This window comes from Hyphomicrobium zavarzinii ATCC 27496, assembly GCF_000383415.1.
Taxonomy (GTDB): domain Bacteria; phylum Pseudomonadota; class Alphaproteobacteria; order Rhizobiales; family Hyphomicrobiaceae; genus Hyphomicrobium_C; species Hyphomicrobium_C zavarzinii.
The window spans coordinates 198,812-213,717 of the sequence record NZ_KB911260.1 but is presented as its reverse complement, the minus strand read 5'-3'; the positions used below and the strand labels follow the sequence as shown (position 1 = coordinate 213,717).

Genomic DNA, 14,906 nt, shown 5'->3' with positions numbered 1-14,906 from the left:
CGGCGCGCGGAAACAATCCGCCTCAGGCGTTGCTGACCTTCTCGAGGCTGTCGAGCAGCTCCTGCCGCGACACCTTCTTCTCGGCCGGCTTCGCGAGTTCGATGACGAAATCGATCACCTTGTCCTCGAAGATCGGCGCTCTCAGCTCCTGTAGCGCGCCCGGCGTCTTCTCGAAGTACTCGTAGACGTTCTTCTCCTGGCCTGGGAAGCGGCGGGCGTGCTCGATGAGCGCGCGGCGCATCTCGTCCTGCGTGACCTCGATCTTGTTCTTGTCGCCGATCTCACCGACCACCAGGCCGAGGCGCACGCGGCGCTCCGCGATGGTGCGGTATTCGGCCTTCGCCTCGTCCTCTGTCTTGCCTTCGTCGGCGAACGTCTTGTTCTCGCGGGCGAGCCCTTCGGTCACCTGCTTCCAGATGGCCTCGAACTCGCGCTCGACGAGCGTCGGCGGCAGCTCGAACGTGTGCGCCGTCTCGAGCGCGTCGAGCAGCTCACGCTTGAGCTTCATGCGGGAGGCCTGATCCAGCTCGCGCTTGATCTGCGCCGAGATGAGCTCCTTCAGGTTGTCGAGCCCTTCGGTGCCGAGAGCCTTGGCGAACTCGTCGTTGATCTCGGTCTTGACGGGCTTCTCGACCTCTTTGACCGTGATCGCGAACACGGCATCCTTGCCGGCAAGATCCGCCACCGGATACTCGGCCGGGAACGTCGCCTTCACGTCGCGGCTCTCGCCCTTCTTGGCGCCCTTGATGCCTTCCTCGAAGCCCGGGATGAACCCGGCATTGCCGATCACGAGCTGCAGGTTCTCACCCTCGCCACGCTCGAAGGCAACGCCGTCGATGGTGCCCTTGAAATCGATGGTGACGCGATCGCCCTCTTCGGCGGCGCGGCCTTCCTCGGCGGCGAACGTCTGGTTGCGCTCAGCCAGCTCGCCGAGCGCCTTGTCGAGCTGCTCGTCGTCGACATCCGCAACCAGCCGCTCGAGCTTGAGCGACTTGAGATCCGTGAGCGCCACCTCGGGCAGCACCTCGAAGCTCATCTCGTAGGCGAGGTCGGCCTTGCCCTCGACCACGCTCTCGATCGCTGCTGCGTTCTCGGCGAGCGCGATGTCCGGCATCATGGCCGGGCGTTCCTTGCGGTCGACGATCGCCTTGTTCGAGGTCTCGCGGATCGTCTCCTGCAGCACGTCGTTCATCACCGAGCGGCCGAACACCTTCTTGATGTGCGCGATCGGCACCTTGCCCTTGCGGAAGCCCTTGAGCTGCACCTGATCCTTGATCTTGTCGAGATGTGCGCTGAAGCGCTCGCCGAGCTCATCGGCCCCGACCACGACCTTGAGCTTGCGCTTGAGGCCCTCTGAACTCGTTTCCGTAACCTGCATGACGTCCTGCTGCCTTCGCTCGCTCGTTCAACTCTCGAATGCCCCTCGCGGGGCGAAACCCTCAAAATCCTCGCTTCCGACCCTGGTGCGGGCGGAGGGACTTGAACCCCCACGACTTTCGCCGCTGGAACCTAAATCCAGTGCGTCTACCAATTCCGCCACGCCCGCCTAGAGCTTGATCGCCTGAGATCGTAGCGACCTCGAACATGAAGTCTACGCAAAATCAATCGCGTAGCTCACGTCAACCGAGCGCCGGGAACCTCACGGCCCGGCCCGGAAGGACCAGCGTTAACAGGGATGCCGGCCCGGTTCGGGAGCCAAAGGCCGCGCCAGGATGGGCACATATACTAGGGGCGGCGGTCGGAGATCAAGCTTTCCCCTCGCCCGCCCGGCCAGGAGGCGCCGGTCACTCGGCCGCCGTGCCCGCCGCCTCGTCCGCCTTGCTCCCCCGCCCGGCGAGCTTGCTGGTCACCACGTAGAATACCGGCGTGAAGATCAGGCCGAACAGCGTCACGCCCAGCATGCCGGAAAACACAGCCGTGCCGAGCGACTGGCGCATCTCCGCGCCCGCGCCCGTGGCCAGCACCAGCGGCACCACGCCGAGAATAAAGGCGAGCGATGTCATGAGGATGGGCCGCAAGCGGGTCCGCGCCGCGCTCACCGCCGCCTCGTAGCGGCTCATGCCCGCGTCCTCGGCTTGCTTGGCGAACTCGACGATCAGGATCGCATTCTTGGCAGCGAGACCGACGAGCACCACGAGGCCGATCTCGACCAGGATGTTACGGTCGAGGCCCATGTAGTTGACGCCGAGCATCGCCGCGAGAATGCACATCGGCACGATCAGGATGACGGCGAGCGGCAACAGCCAGCTCTCGTAGAGCGCGGCCAGCACCAGGAACACGAACACGACCGCAAGGCCGAACGCCACCACCGCCGTGCTTCCCGCGAGCTTCTCCTGCAGCGCGATCTCCGTCCACTCGAAGCCGAACCCGGACGGCAGCGCCGAGTCGACGATGTGCTCGATGGCCTGGATACCCTGGCCGGACGAGTAGCCGCGCGCGAGCCCCACCTGCACCTCCGCAGCCGGGAACAGGTTGTAGCGCGGAACGCGGTAGGGACCCGTCGTATCCGAGAATGTCGCTACGGAGCCGAGCGGCACCATGTCGCCGGAGGCACTCCGCGTCTTGAGGTTCGCCACGTCGCGCAACGTCTCGCGGAACGGATTGTCCGCCTGCGCCGTCACCCGGTAGGTGCGCCCCAGGATGTTGAAGTCGTTCACGAACGCCGAGCCCATGTAGATCGAGAGCGCATCGAACACGCGCCCGATCGGCACGCCGAGCTGCTCGGCCTTGGTGCGATCGATATCCGCCCAGATCTGCGGCGTGCGCGTGTTGAAGAGCGTGAACGGCTGCACGATGCCCGGCACCTGCCCGGCGCCGCCCGCGACCGTCCAGGCCGCGCCTTCGAGCGCGTGATAGCCGCGCCCGCTGCGGTCCTGCACATAGCCCTTGAGGCCGCCGCCCGTGCCGATGCCCGGCACCGAAGGCGGCTCGAGCACGAACGCGAAGGCTTCCTTGATCGTCGCCATCTGCCCGCGCAGGTCGGCCAGGATCTGATCCTTGGTGATGCCCGCCTTGAGCCGCTCCTCGAATGTAGCGAGCCGCACGAAGATCACAGCCGTGTTCGGCGCATTGGTGAATGTCGCGCCGTCGAAACCCGCGAACGCCACCGCATCCGAGACGCCCGGCCGCTTAAGCATCAGCTCGGAGGCTTTGCGCACCACCGCGTCCGTACGATCGAGCGTAGATCCCGGCGGAAGCTGGAACACCGTAATGAAGTAGGTGCGATCGAGCTGCGGGATGAGGCCCGTCGGCGTTTTCGCGAGCCGGTCGTAGGTCAGGAATAGAAGCCCGCCGTAGAGCGCGAGCAGGATCAGCGGCAGCCGGATCAGCCGGCCAGTGAGGCCCGCATACCCATGCGAAAGGCCGTCGAATGCAGCATTGAAGCCGCGGAAGAAGAGGCGCACCGGCGCGCCCAGAATGCGCGCGAGAAGCCCCTGCTTCTCATGATGCGAGGAATGCGGCTTGAGCAGCAGCGCCGCGAGCGCAGGCGACAGCGTGAGCGACACGAAGCACGAGATGGCGGTCGAAGCCGCGATGGTGATCGCGAACTGCTTGTAGAAGGTGCCTTGCAATCCGGAGATGAAGGCCGTCGGCAGGAACACCGCGATCAGCGTCGCCGTGATCGCGATCAGTGCGCCACCCACCTCGTCCATCGTCTGATGCGCGGCCTCTTTCGGCGCGAGGCCTTCCGCGAGCCGCCGCTCCACGTTCTCGACAACGACGATCGCGTCGTCCACCACGATGCCGATCGCGAGCACGAGCCCGAACAGCGAGAGCGAGTTGAACGAGATCCCGAGCGCGCCCATCACCACGAACGAGCCGATGAGAGACACCGGAATGGCGATGATGGGGATGACCGCCGCGCGCCAGGTCTGAAGGAACAGGATGACGACCAGCACCACCAGGATCAGCGCTTCGATCAGCGTCGCCACCACGGCGTCGATCGAGTACTGGATGAACTCTGTCGGGTTGTAGACGATCGTGTAACCCACGCCCGGCGGAAAATCCTTCGCCAGCGTCTGCATCTCGGCCTTCACCGCAGCAGCCGTCGAGAGCGCGTTGGAGCCGGGACGCTGGAATAGCACCACCGCCGTCGCGACCTTGTTCGAGAGATAGGCGTTGACCGTATAGTCCTGCGAGCCGAGTTCCACGCGCGCCACGTCCTTGACGCGCACCACCTCGCCGCCCTCTTCCGCACGCACGACGATGTTCTCGAACTCCTCGACCGTCGAGAGACGCCCGAGCGTGTGCACAGAGAGCGTGAAGGCGCCCGGCGAGGACGCGGGCGGCTGGTTGATGGAGCCCGCCGCGACCTGCAGGTTCGCGGCCCGGATCGCCGCCACGACCTCCGAGGCCGTGAGATCGCGGGAGGCCACCTTCGCCGGATCGAGCCAGACGCGCATCGAGTAGTCGCGCGCGCCGAACACGCGGCTGTCGCCGATGCCGTCGATACGCGCCAGCCTGTCCTTGATGTAGAGCGTGGCGTAGTTCGAGATGTACTGCTGATCGCGCGAGCCGTCCGGCGAGATCATGTGCACGACCATCATCAGGTCGGGCGAGGCCTTGAGCACCGTGAGGCCGAGGCGCCGCACGTCCTCGGGCAGGCGCGGTTCCGCGATCGACACGCGGTTCTGCACCAGCACCTGGGCCTGGTCGATGTCGGTGCCCGGCTTGAACACCACGCTGATCGACAACCGCCCGTCACCGGTCGATTGCGACACGACGTAGAGCATATTGTCGACGCCGTTCACCTCCTGCTCGATGGGCGCGGCCACGGTCTCCGCGATCACCGCCGCCGACGCACCGGGATAGGAGGCCGAGATGTTCACCGTGGGCGGTGCGATCTCGGGATATTCTGCGATCGGCAGCGCGGCACCCGCGATCACGCCCACGATCGTGAGGATCACCGAGAGCACGGTGGCGAAGATCGGTCGATCGATGAAGAAGTGAGAAAAGCGCATGAAACTCTTCCGCGGGCACCCGCCCCTAGATCTGCTCGCCGATCCCCCGAAGGATCTTCGCAACGCGCCGGAATGACGAAAAAAAGACGACGGCCGTGTCCTTACGGAACGGTTTTGATCTCCCCGGCCTGCGTCACGACTTTCGCACCCGGCCTTACGAACGGGCTCGCGAGCCCGTCGAGCACGACCTTGTCCGTCGCCTTGATGCCGCCCTTCACCACCCGCAAGCCTTCGACCAGCGGACCGAGCGTCACCGGCGCGGCCTTCACCACCCCGTCGTCACCCACCACGAACACGATCTTCTGCATCTGGTCGGACACGACCGCGCTGTCGGGCAGCAATAGAGCGTCGATCTCGCCGCCGAACAATCTCAGCCGGGCGAAGATGCCTGGCGAGAACAATTGATCCTTGTTGGCGATGATGGCGCGTCCGCGCATCGTTCCCGAGCGCGGATTGAACTGGTTGTCGAGGAAGTCCATGCGGCCTTCGTGCGCCCAGTCGCTCTCGTCGGCGAGCCTGATGCGAACCGGGCTCGCCGTGTCGCGCGAGGACGTGCGCTCGCCCGCGAGGCCGAGACGCGCATACCTGAGATAGTCGGCCTCCGACGTATCGAACACGAAGTGAATGGGATCGAGCGAGACGATGGTCGTGAGCAGCGTCGTGCCCTGCGATCCGCCGATCACGAGGTTTCCGATGTCGACCTTGCGATCCGATATGCGTCCCGAGATCGGCGCCGTCACAACCGTCCACTCGAGATTGAGCTCGGCCGCCTTGAGATTGGCTTCCGCGACCTGAAGCTGAGCTTCCGTCACGTTGAGGTTGGCGCTGCGCTGCGTGAAGTCACGCTCGGTCACCGCGCCCGACTTGACCAGCGGCGCCGCGCGCTCCACCTCGCTCAACGCCAGCGCGACTTGCGCCTTGGCGCGCGAGATCTCGGCGCGCGCGCTCTCCACTGCGATCTCGAACGGCCTGGGATCGATGGTGAATAGCGGATCGCCCGCTTTGACGATCTGTCCGTCCTTGAAATGTACTTTGTCGACGAAGCCGGAGACGCGGGGGCGCACCTCGACGGTTTCCACCGCTTCGAAACGGCCGGAATACTCGTCCCAGGTCGTCGTCCTTTTCGCGAGTGGCGTTGCAACGGTCACGGCAGGGGCCGGCGGCCCCTGGGCGAACAGCGGTGCGGCGCACACAAAATTTGCCACAGTCAGCACCAAGACTGCGCGGAGCACCTTGAAGTAGCGGCTCATGACTCCCCTCGTTGCCCCCCAACCCGTCGGTTTCTCTATCCTTACGGTCTTCATCTATAAACAGTCCAGTGTTGCGATGCACAGGCGATTGCAAGGTCTTAGTCGTCCGTGCACCCTCGGTCTCGCCACGTCCGGCTGCACATTTTTCGGGCTGCGCCCCTCCCCGGCGGCAGGCGGCGGAGGGCCAAATGCCGCGGCCGCCGCTGGCCAGCCTCCGCGTTCTGCGGTAGGGAAGCCGGGGGAAACGCTCAACGACGACACAAATAAGAAAGTATGACTGTGAAGCGCTCGGAGCTCGATCGGCGGCAGATCCTTGCCGGAGTGGCAGCGGCAGGTTTGACCGCAAAACTGAATGTCGTCGGCACGGCCAGCGCCGGAACAGCCGACGCAGGCACAGCAAACAACGGCTTGAGCCTCGACGCTCCTAAACCGTTCTCGTTCGCGATCCTCCAGGACCGCGCGAAGGACATGGCAAAGGCGGCCTGGGAGCCGACGCCGAAGGTCGTGCCCGAGATCCTCTACCGGATCGACTACGACGCCTATCAGGCCATTCGCTTTCGCCCCGAGATGAGCCTGATGCTCGATCCGGCGCATCGCCTGCCCGTCCAGCTCTTCCACCTGAGCCGCATGTCGCCCGATCCGGTGAAGATCCACCTGGCGCGCGGTGGCGAAGCGCAGGAGGTGCTCTACAGCGCGAGCCTCTTCGACAGCCCGCCCGATCACCCGGCCCGCGAGCTGCCCGACGGCGTCGGCTTCGCCGGCTTCCGCGTCATGGCCCCTGACCAGAAGACCGACTGGCTCGCCTTCCTCGGCGCGTCCTACTTCCGCACGTCCGGGCCCTTCAACCAGTACGGTCTCTCCGCCCGCGGCCTCGCCATCGACACCGGCATGCAGACGCCGGAGGAGTTTCCGCGCTTCACCGAGTTCTGGCTCGACAGCAGCGCTCCCCAGGACGACGGCCTCACGCTCTACGCTCTACTCGACAGCCCGAGCGTAACCGGCGCCTACCGCATCAAGGCGCGGCGCACCACCGACAAGCGCGACGTCGCGCGCATCGACATGGAGATCGAGGCCGAGCTGTTCGCCCGCCGCGACATCGCACGCCTCGGCATCGCGCCGTTCTCGAGCATGTACTGGTACGGCGAGACGAGCCGCCGCCAGGTGGTCGATTGGCGCCCGGAGATTCACGACTCGGACGGGCTCGCCATCTGGACCGGCGCGGGCGAGCGCATCTGGCGCCCGCTCAACAATCCGCCTCGCGTCATGGTCAACGCCTTCGTCGACCGCGACATCCGCGGCTTTGGCCTTCTGCAGCGCGACCGCGACTTCGTCCACTATCTCGACGACAGCGTCTTCTACGAGCGCCGTCCGTCGGTCTGGATCGAGCCCATCGAGAGCTTCGGCGAAGGCGAGGTGCAGCTTCTCGAAATCCCGACAGACGACGAGATCCACGACAACATCGCCGCCTACTGGTGCCCCAAGGAGCCGTTCCGGGCCGGTGAGCAACGGCGCTATCACTATCGCCTCAAGTGGGTGGACGAGATTCCGTTCCCGAGCGCGCTCGCCAAGGCAACCGCAACCTGGACCGGCCTCGGCGGCCGTCCGGGACACAAGCGCCCCGAAGGCGTCACGAAGTTCGTGATCGACTTCCAGGGCACCGTATTCCGCGGCATCGGCCGCAACGATGGCGTGGAGCTGGTCGTCACCCCGTCGCGCGGAGAGATCAGCAACGCCTACAGCCATCCGGTCGTCGATCAGCGGGAACGCTGGCGCGCACTGTTCGACATCGAGGCGAAAGGCTCCGAGCCCGTGGACATCCGCGTCTTCCTCCGCCAGGGCGAGCGCGCCCTCACCGAGACGTGGGTCTTCCAGTTTTTCCCCGAGGCGTAGCCGCCGGGCTCAACGAAGCCGCGCCGCTCTCTCCGAGAACAGGGGACACGTGAGCGTTTTCTGAAGCGCCTCGATCAGCTCGTCCTTGGTACCGGCCGTGAGCGACACACCGCCCGTCTCCGCGGCCATGCAGGCGGATCCCGTCCCGCTTTGCAGCCACGTGGAGCCGCTGATCTTGAACTGGATGACATGGATAGTGAGTGCGCTCGCCTCGGCCTTGAGCTGGCGCGCAAGCTTGCAGGGATCGCCGCCGCACGTCTCCTCACCGTCCGTCAGCAACACCACGACCGCGGGCTTCTCGCGAAACTTGAGCTCCTCCGCCGCGCCTCTCACAGCCGCCGTGAGCGGCGTCTCGCCTGCGGGCACCACACTGTTGACCTCACCCATGATGGTCTCGGCGCTGTTCGGGCCGGGCTTGAGGCGCAGGTCGATGTTGCTGCATTTCGCGCGCGGGCCCGGACCGTAGACCATGAGCCCGAGATGGCGCCGCGGCGTCACCGCCGGCAGCACGCTCGCGAGCGCCTCGCGCACCTTGGCGATATGCGGGCGCACGGCATTCATGTCGGTTCCTGCCATCGAGCCCGAGGCGTCGAACACGAGCATTGCATCGTCCAGGCAGCGCACCTCGCCGGCAGCCGAGGCAGGGCCGGATGCGAACAAGGCGAACGCTGAAACGGCAGCAACAGAGAGACTGCGCATGAGACCGTCCTTCGACCGGGCCAGGACCGAAAAAGCGCGCGGACTTGGGAGCCCGCGCGCTTCTCACTTTAAACGGAACAACCGAAACGGAAAACAGACGCGCCCTTGAGCTATTTCGCGGGCCCCGTCTCCACCTGCGTATCGAGCGCCTCCTGGCCCCACTCTGCCCACGCGCCGTCATAGACGGCAGCGTTGTCCTGGCCGATCACGCTGAGCGCCAGCGACAGCATTGAGGCGGTCACGCCCGATCCGCACGTGGTCACCACCGGCTGCTGGGGATCGATGCCAACGTCGCGGAAGATCTTCTCGAGCTCCGCCTTGGACTTGAGGGTCCCGTCTGCATTCAGGATGGTGGACGACGGCACGTTCTTGGAGCCGGGGATATGTCCGGCGCGCAGGCCCGGGCGCGGCTCGGGCTCCGTGCCCTCGAAACGTGCCTTCGGCCGCGCGTCGACGATCTGCGTGCCGCCCTTGGCGACATAGCCCTTGATGTCGTCGAGATCGCGCACCAGCGAGTTGTTGAGGAGCGGCGTGAAGTGGCGCGCCGTGCGCGGCACCGGCGCCATGTCCTCGAGCGGACGCCCCTCGGCCTTCCACTTCTTGAGGCCGCCGTTCAGCACCGCCACGTCCTGATGCCCCATGGCGCGGAACGTCCACCACACGCGCGCGGCGGAGAACAGGCCATAGGTATCGTAGATCACGATGCGCATGCCGTCGCCGACGCCCATTTTCTTCATCCGCGACGCGAACTTCGGCGTGGGCGGCAGCATGTGCGGCAGCGGCGATTTCTCGTCGACCAGATCGTCGATGTCGAAGAACAGCGCACCCGGAATATGCTCGGCGAGATACTCCGCCTTCGCGTCGCGGCCCGAGTTCGGCAGATGCCAGGAGCCGTCGAAAACAATGAGGTCGGGCGCATCGAGATGATCCGCCAGCCAGTCCGTCTCGACAATCCAGTTCTTGGCGCTACCCGGCACGAAATCCTCCTTGGACACTTGTGGCATGCGGCTCTGAGGCAAGCGGAGTGCCAGCCGCGAAGATCTTGGCTGTGAGGGACGAACCCGAGAACCTACGGGATAGTGTGGCCCGGAGGGCAAAACCTGCCCTGCGTCGCACTCGAACCACCCAGCGGAGCGTACCCTAATGGCGCCGTGTGACGCCCGCAAGTGGCGGCAAGGGCGCGCGGGCCTGGATTTCCGAGCGTCGTCCGTGGCTTTCGCCCGTCCTTCAGGCAGGTCGCGCCCAGCCGCGGCGTTTCCGGGCAAACCACCCCCTCATGCGGCAAAAAAGCGATATGATGCCCCCGTTCTGGATCAGGACGAGAGGGCGCGGTCCGGTATTCCTTCGAGGCACAGGAGGACGTGATGACTTTCCCTTATCGCACCACCCTTGCAGGCGCCCTTGCGCTCACGGCGGCCTTCCTTCTCCCGCCGCCGGACGCTCGCTCCCAGCCGGACGAGGAGCAGATCTCCATCGAGGAGCTCCTGAAGTCCGGCTGGCAGGTCGCAGGCTTCACCAGCGGATACGACAACCGCGCCGCGCTGCTCCTCTTCCGCCATCCGACGGAGACCTCGCTCGTCCAGTGCCTGTCGGGCTACGACGTCACCCGCACGCCCCGGACCTACTCGAACTGCTACCGCCTCAGGTAGGTCCAAGCGCCGAAAAGGCCTCACGCGCACCCTGGCCTCCAGAAATTTCGGAGCCTGTTCCGGCTGGAACAGCCCCGCAGGGGCCGGACGCGCATGATCAATCCCGGGACGAATACCAGGTTAGGGCGCGAAACCTCGGGAGGCATCAATGACACGGACCATTCTGGCCATCGCCACCTCACTCATCGCTTCGGCAACGCTTTTTGCTTCGGGCGCTCAGGCTTGCATCTCCTGCGAATACACCCCGGAGGTCGTCCGGCCCCACCTGACGAACCAGGCTAAGCGCCCGCAAAAGAAGCGCGTTTACGTCGCTGAGACGCAGCAGAAGCGCCTCCCCGCACCCCAGAAAACCCGCGTTGCCAAGGCTGATCCCGCCCCTGCCGCCAAAACCGCGCCCACCAAGGTCGCCACCGCGGAGGCCCCTGCCGAGGAAGCCCAGCCCCAGCGCGAAACCCCGGTTTCGACCGCGATGCTCCTGGAGACCGGCCGCCAAACCACGAACGCTACCCCCGAACCCGCGGCGGAAGTCGGCTGCAAGAAGTTCTTCCCCGCCGTCGGCAAGACCATGACCGTCCCCTGCGAGTAAACGCCAGAGTACGCCGTCCCCCGCGTCCCCATTGCGTCCGGCAACAGCCGGACGCAAACGCGTCCCAGAGACCCGCGCTGGTCCTTAGTCGATTAAAGCTATTGAGAAATTTTGGTGAGCCGGGAGGGAATCGAACCCTCGACCCCATGATTAAAAGTCACGTGCTCTACCTCTGAGCTACCGGCCCCAAGCCGTCTCACGCAGTGCGTGCGGACGGCCTCATGGAGAGAGCGCTTTCTAGTGTGGTTCCGGACCAGTGTGAAGCGCTTTTCCGACATGAAGCACGAGAATTAACGCAGCAAACGGGGCGTCGGTCGCCCAGTCCCGGAAAAAACGCTCGGGAAACGCGCGTGAGCGCCACAGGGCTTCCCGGGCATCGCAAAAGCAAGCCGGTCTCGGGCAGGGCAGGATCAGTTACGACGCACAGCGAAAATGCCGCGCCTCCTCCGCAATTCCGTGCATTAAGACGGGGCACATGCTTAAAGCCTGATCGTTCGCGATGCGCTGAGGCGCGCCGAGCGCGACAGCCGCCACCGGCACTCGGCCCTTCGGCGACGAGAGAAGCGCGCATCGAACCCGGCCCGCCATGAAAGACGCTCCCGATAGTTCCAATGACACCGATGCCGCCCGCCAGCGGCTCAAGGCCATCGGCCTGATGGTGGCCGCCGTCGTGCTCTTTTCGGGTCTCGACACCACCGCGAAGTATCTCGTCACGCGCGACGGTCTCACCGTCGGCCAGGTGGTGTGGGCACGCTTCATCGGCCAGTTCGTGCTGCTGCTCCTGCTCGTGCCAGCGTTCGGTATCATGAGCGCAAAAGCGCTCTTCACCACCAACAGGCTTGGGCTTCAACTCGTCCGCTCCGTGCTGATGGTAGGAACCACCGCTTTCAACTTCCTTGCGCTGCAATACATGCGCCTGGACCAGACCATCACCATCGTCTTCCTCGCGCCCCTCATGGTGGCGCTGCTCGCAGGCCCGCTGCTCGGCGAATGGGTAGGCCGCCGCAGGCTCGTCGCGATCCTGGTGGGCTTTATCGGGGTTCTGATCGCAGTGCGGCCCGGTTTCGGCGTCATCCATCCGGCCGTGCTCTATGCGTTCGCGGCCATGCTAGTCTATGCGCTATTCATGCTGCTCACGCGCCACATGGCGCATTTCGATCCGCCGCTCGTCACGCTGTTCTATTCGATGTTCGTCGGCACGTTCGCTGGCGCACCCATCGCATACGCCGGCTGGCAGACGCCGCCCGACGCGATCGCCTGGGTGTTGCTCGGCGCGCTCGGCATTCTCGGCGGCGTCGGCCACTGGCTGTTCCTGCACGCCTACCGGCTCGCGCCCGCCTCCTCCATCGCGCCCTTCATTTACATGCAGCTTCTCACCATGGTGGCCTTCGGATATGCGGTGTTCGGAGACCTGCCGGATCTGTGGACGCTGGCCGGCGCAACGCTGATCGTGGGCTCGGGCGTCTATCTCGTCCACCGCGAGCGCAGCATCGCACGCGAGATGGTGGACGCCGCTCCGCCGTCCTGATCCGCACTTCCCTGGCAGTGAAACCTACGCGGCAGGCTTGGTGACGATGCGCGCCTTGGTCTCCTCCGCCCAATCTGCGAACCGGCCCTCCTCGATGGCGGCTCGCATGCGCGCCATCAGGTCCTGGTAGAACACCGTGTTCACCCACGAGAGGATCATCGCGCCGAGATACTCGCCCGAGCGGATCAGATGATGCAGATAGGCGCGCGAATAGTCCCGCGCCGCAGGGCACGAGCTTTCCGGATCGAGCGGCGCGGCATCGTCGGCGTTGACCGCGTTGCGCAGATTGACGGGGCCGCCCCACGTATAGGCGAGCCCATGGCGCCCGTTCCGCGTCGGCAGCACACAATCGAACATGTCGATGCCCCGCCGCACCGCCTCGATGAGATCGAGCGGCGTGCCGACGCCCATCAGATAGCGCGGCTTGTTCTCCGGCAGGAACGGCAGCGTCGCTTCCAGCGTGGCAAGCATCAGGTCGTGCCCCTCGCCGACCGCAAGGCCGCCCACCGCATAGCCCTCGAGATCGAGACCGACCAGCGCCTCGGCCGAGCGCCGACGCAGGTCCGTGTCCGTACCACCCTGCACGATGCCGAACAGCGCCTGGCCCGGCCCAGCGCCGCCGCTCGCGCGCTGCCCCAGAAACGCCGTGCGAGACCGCTCGGCCCAGCGCAGCGACAGCTCCATCGCGCGCTCCACCTCGCGCCGCTCCGCCGGAAGCTCGATGCACTCGTCGAACTGCATCTGAATGTCTGAGCCGAGCAGGCACTGAATCTCGATCGACCGCTCGGGCGAAAGCATGTGCCGCGATCCGTCGAGATGCGATTGGAACAGCGCCCCCTCCTCCGTGATCTTGCGGATCTTGGAGAGGCTCATCACCTGGAAGCCGCCCGAATCCGTGAGGATCGGCTTCTCCCAGCGCATGAACTTATGCAGGCCGCCCAGCTTCGCGACGCGCTCCGCGCCCGGCCGCAGCATCAGATGATAGGTGTTGCCGAGCAGGATGTCGGCGCCTGCATCGCGCACCTGCTCCGGATAGAGCGCCTTCACCGTCGCCACCGTGCCAACGGGCATGAACGCGGGCGTGCGGATGATCCCGCGCGGCGTCACGATCTCGCCCCGGCGCGCCAGTCCGTCCCGCCCGAGCGGACGATAGTAGAATGCCTCAGTCATGACTGTCCTTGTGGTCGGCGGGAGCCGGTGCCGCTTTGAACAGCAGCGACGCATCCCCGTAGGAATAGAAGCGGTATCCGGAGGCCACCGCATGCGCGTACGCGGCCTTCATGGTGTCGAGCCCGGCGAAAGCCGAAACCAGCATGAACAGCGTCGAGCGCGGCAGATGGAAATTGGTGAGCAGCACGTCGATGGCGCGGAAGGCATAGCCCGGCGTAATGAAGATCGCGGTATCACCCGAAAAGGGATGGATGACGCCGTCCGGGGTGGCCGCGCTTTCGAGAATGCGGAGCGACGTCGTCCCGACCGCAACGATGCGCCCGCCCGAGGCGCGCACCGCGTTGAGCGCTGCCGCCGTCTCCGTCAAAACCACCCCGTACTCGGAGTGCATCTTGTGCTCGCGCGTGTCGTCCGCCTTGACTGGCAGAAACGTGCCCGCCCCCACATGCAGCGTCACGAAATGGCGGGAGATGCCGCGCTGATCGAGCGCCGCAAACAGCTCCGGCGTGAAATGCAGCCCTGCCGTCGGCGCGGCCACCGCCCCTTCCTGCGCGGCGTAAATGGTCTGATAGCTTGCGCGATCCCGCGCGTCCGGCCCGCGCTTCAGCGCGATGTAGGGCGGAAGCGGCATCTCGCCCACGCTCTCGATCGCCCGGTCGAGATCTGGGCCCGAAAGATCGAAGGCCAGCTCCACCTCGCCAGCGTCCAGTCGCTCCGTCACGGTCGCGTCGAGCGCCGCCAGCAGGCAGGTCATGCCCTCCGCCTCCGTGCCGAACCGCACCCGGTCTCCCACGGCGAGCCGCTTGGCGGGACGCGCGAGCGCCCGCCACCGCGCCCCGTCCACGCGGCGCAGCAGATTGAAGGCAACGCGCGAGCGCAACTCTCCCCTGATGCGCACGCCCTCAAGCGCAGCCGGAATGACGCGCGTATCGTTGAGCACCAGCGCATCGCCCGGCCGCAAGAGATCCGGCAGATCCCGCACCCCGAGATCGGCTAGCACCGGCACGCGGCCGGGATCGACCACGAGCATCCGCGCCGCATCCCTCGGCTCGGCCGGATGCAGGGCAATGCGATCGTCAGGAAGGTCGAAATCGAAAAGGTCGGTGCGCATCGCGCTCTCATAGAGGCTCCCGGCCCGGGGCGGAACCCTCTGCGACGACGACGCGTTCGTTA

General features: G+C 65.8%; 11 protein-coding genes and 2 tRNA genes. 4 read left to right on the top strand and 9 right to left on the bottom strand.

The genetic code is table 11. The annotated features are described in order from the left end of the window. Window positions 1–22 precede the first annotated feature (22 nt). The 4 genes from tig to F812_RS0117420 form a co-directional block, all read right to left on the bottom strand. Window positions 23–1,378 carry a trigger factor gene (gene tig, locus F812_RS0117435; RefSeq protein ID WP_020087278.1) on the bottom strand — a complete coding sequence of 452 codons (1,356 nt, stop codon included), beginning with the start codon at window positions 1,376–1,378 and terminating at the stop codon, window positions 23–25. 83 nt (window positions 1,379–1,461) lie between these two features. Beyond that, a tRNA-Leu gene (locus F812_RS0117430) sits at window positions 1,462–1,546 on the bottom strand. A gap of 238 nt (window positions 1,547–1,784) precedes the next feature. Then, window positions 1,785–4,961 carry an efflux RND transporter permease subunit gene (locus F812_RS0117425; RefSeq protein WP_020087277.1) on the bottom strand — a complete coding sequence of 1,059 codons (3,177 nt, stop codon included), beginning with the start codon at window positions 4,959–4,961 and terminating at the stop codon, window positions 1,785–1,787. A 101-nt stretch (window positions 4,962–5,062) separates the two neighbouring features. Further along, window positions 5,063–6,211, bottom strand: coding sequence for an efflux RND transporter periplasmic adaptor subunit (locus F812_RS0117420; protein WP_020087276.1), 1,149 nt, complete (start codon window positions 6,209–6,211; stop codon window positions 5,063–5,065). A 273-nt stretch (window positions 6,212–6,484) separates the two neighbouring features. Between F812_RS0117420 and F812_RS0117415 the strand changes: the two genes are divergently transcribed. Next, window positions 6,485–8,101 carry an OpgD/OpgG family glucan biosynthesis protein gene (locus F812_RS0117415; RefSeq protein ID WP_020087275.1) on the top strand — a complete coding sequence of 539 codons (1,617 nt, stop codon included), beginning with the start codon at window positions 6,485–6,487 and terminating at the stop codon, window positions 8,099–8,101. A gap of 9 nt (window positions 8,102–8,110) precedes the next feature. Here the strand turns inward: F812_RS0117415 and F812_RS0117410 are convergent, their stop codons facing one another. Both F812_RS0117410 and sseA read right to left on the bottom strand, forming a co-directional pair. Beyond that, window positions 8,111–8,800, bottom strand: a complete 690-nt coding sequence (locus F812_RS0117410; protein WP_020087274.1) for a vWA domain-containing protein — start codon at window positions 8,798–8,800, stop codon at window positions 8,111–8,113. Window positions 8,801–8,910: 110 nt separating this feature from the next. Beyond that, a complete protein-coding gene (gene sseA / locus F812_RS0117405) occupies window positions 8,911–9,804 on the bottom strand; it encodes a 3-mercaptopyruvate sulfurtransferase (RefSeq protein ID WP_051113863.1) in 894 nt (297 codons plus the stop codon). A 360-nt stretch (window positions 9,805–10,164) separates the two neighbouring features. On the opposite strand from sseA, the gene F812_RS0117400 reads away from it, so the two are divergent. Both F812_RS0117400 and F812_RS0117395 read left to right on the top strand, forming a co-directional pair. Continuing rightward, window positions 10,165–10,449, top strand: a complete 285-nt coding sequence (locus F812_RS0117400; protein WP_020087272.1) for a hypothetical protein — start codon at window positions 10,165–10,167, stop codon at window positions 10,447–10,449. A gap of 148 nt (window positions 10,450–10,597) precedes the next feature. Beyond that, the gene (locus F812_RS0117395; RefSeq protein WP_020087271.1) at window positions 10,598–11,035 is read left to right on the top strand and encodes a hypothetical protein; all 438 of its coding nucleotides are present in this window, start codon (window positions 10,598–10,600) and stop codon (window positions 11,033–11,035) included. Window positions 11,036–11,147: 112 nt separating this feature from the next. Here F812_RS0117395 and F812_RS0117390 read toward each other — a convergent pair. Then, window positions 11,148–11,222: transfer RNA gene (locus F812_RS0117390), tRNA-Lys, on the bottom strand. A 399-nt stretch (window positions 11,223–11,621) separates the two neighbouring features. On the opposite strand from F812_RS0117390, the gene F812_RS0117385 reads away from it, so the two are divergent. Next, window positions 11,622–12,563, top strand: a complete 942-nt coding sequence (locus tag F812_RS0117385; protein WP_020087270.1) for a DMT family transporter — start codon at window positions 11,622–11,624, stop codon at window positions 12,561–12,563. Between the two features lie 24 nt (window positions 12,564–12,587). Here the strand turns inward: F812_RS0117385 and tgt are convergent, their stop codons facing one another. Further along, complete coding sequence (gene tgt, locus F812_RS0117380) at window positions 12,588–13,733, bottom strand: tRNA guanosine(34) transglycosylase Tgt (RefSeq protein WP_020087269.1); 1,146 nt, start codon at window positions 13,731–13,733, stop codon at window positions 12,588–12,590. Then, window positions 13,726–14,844: a tRNA preQ1(34) S-adenosylmethionine ribosyltransferase-isomerase QueA gene (gene queA, locus F812_RS24445; RefSeq protein ID WP_020087268.1), complete on the bottom strand. Its 1,119-nt coding sequence runs from the start codon at window positions 14,842–14,844 to the stop codon at window positions 13,726–13,728. The genes tgt and queA overlap by 8 nt, the downstream gene beginning before the upstream one ends. Window positions 14,845–14,906 lie beyond the last annotated feature (62 nt).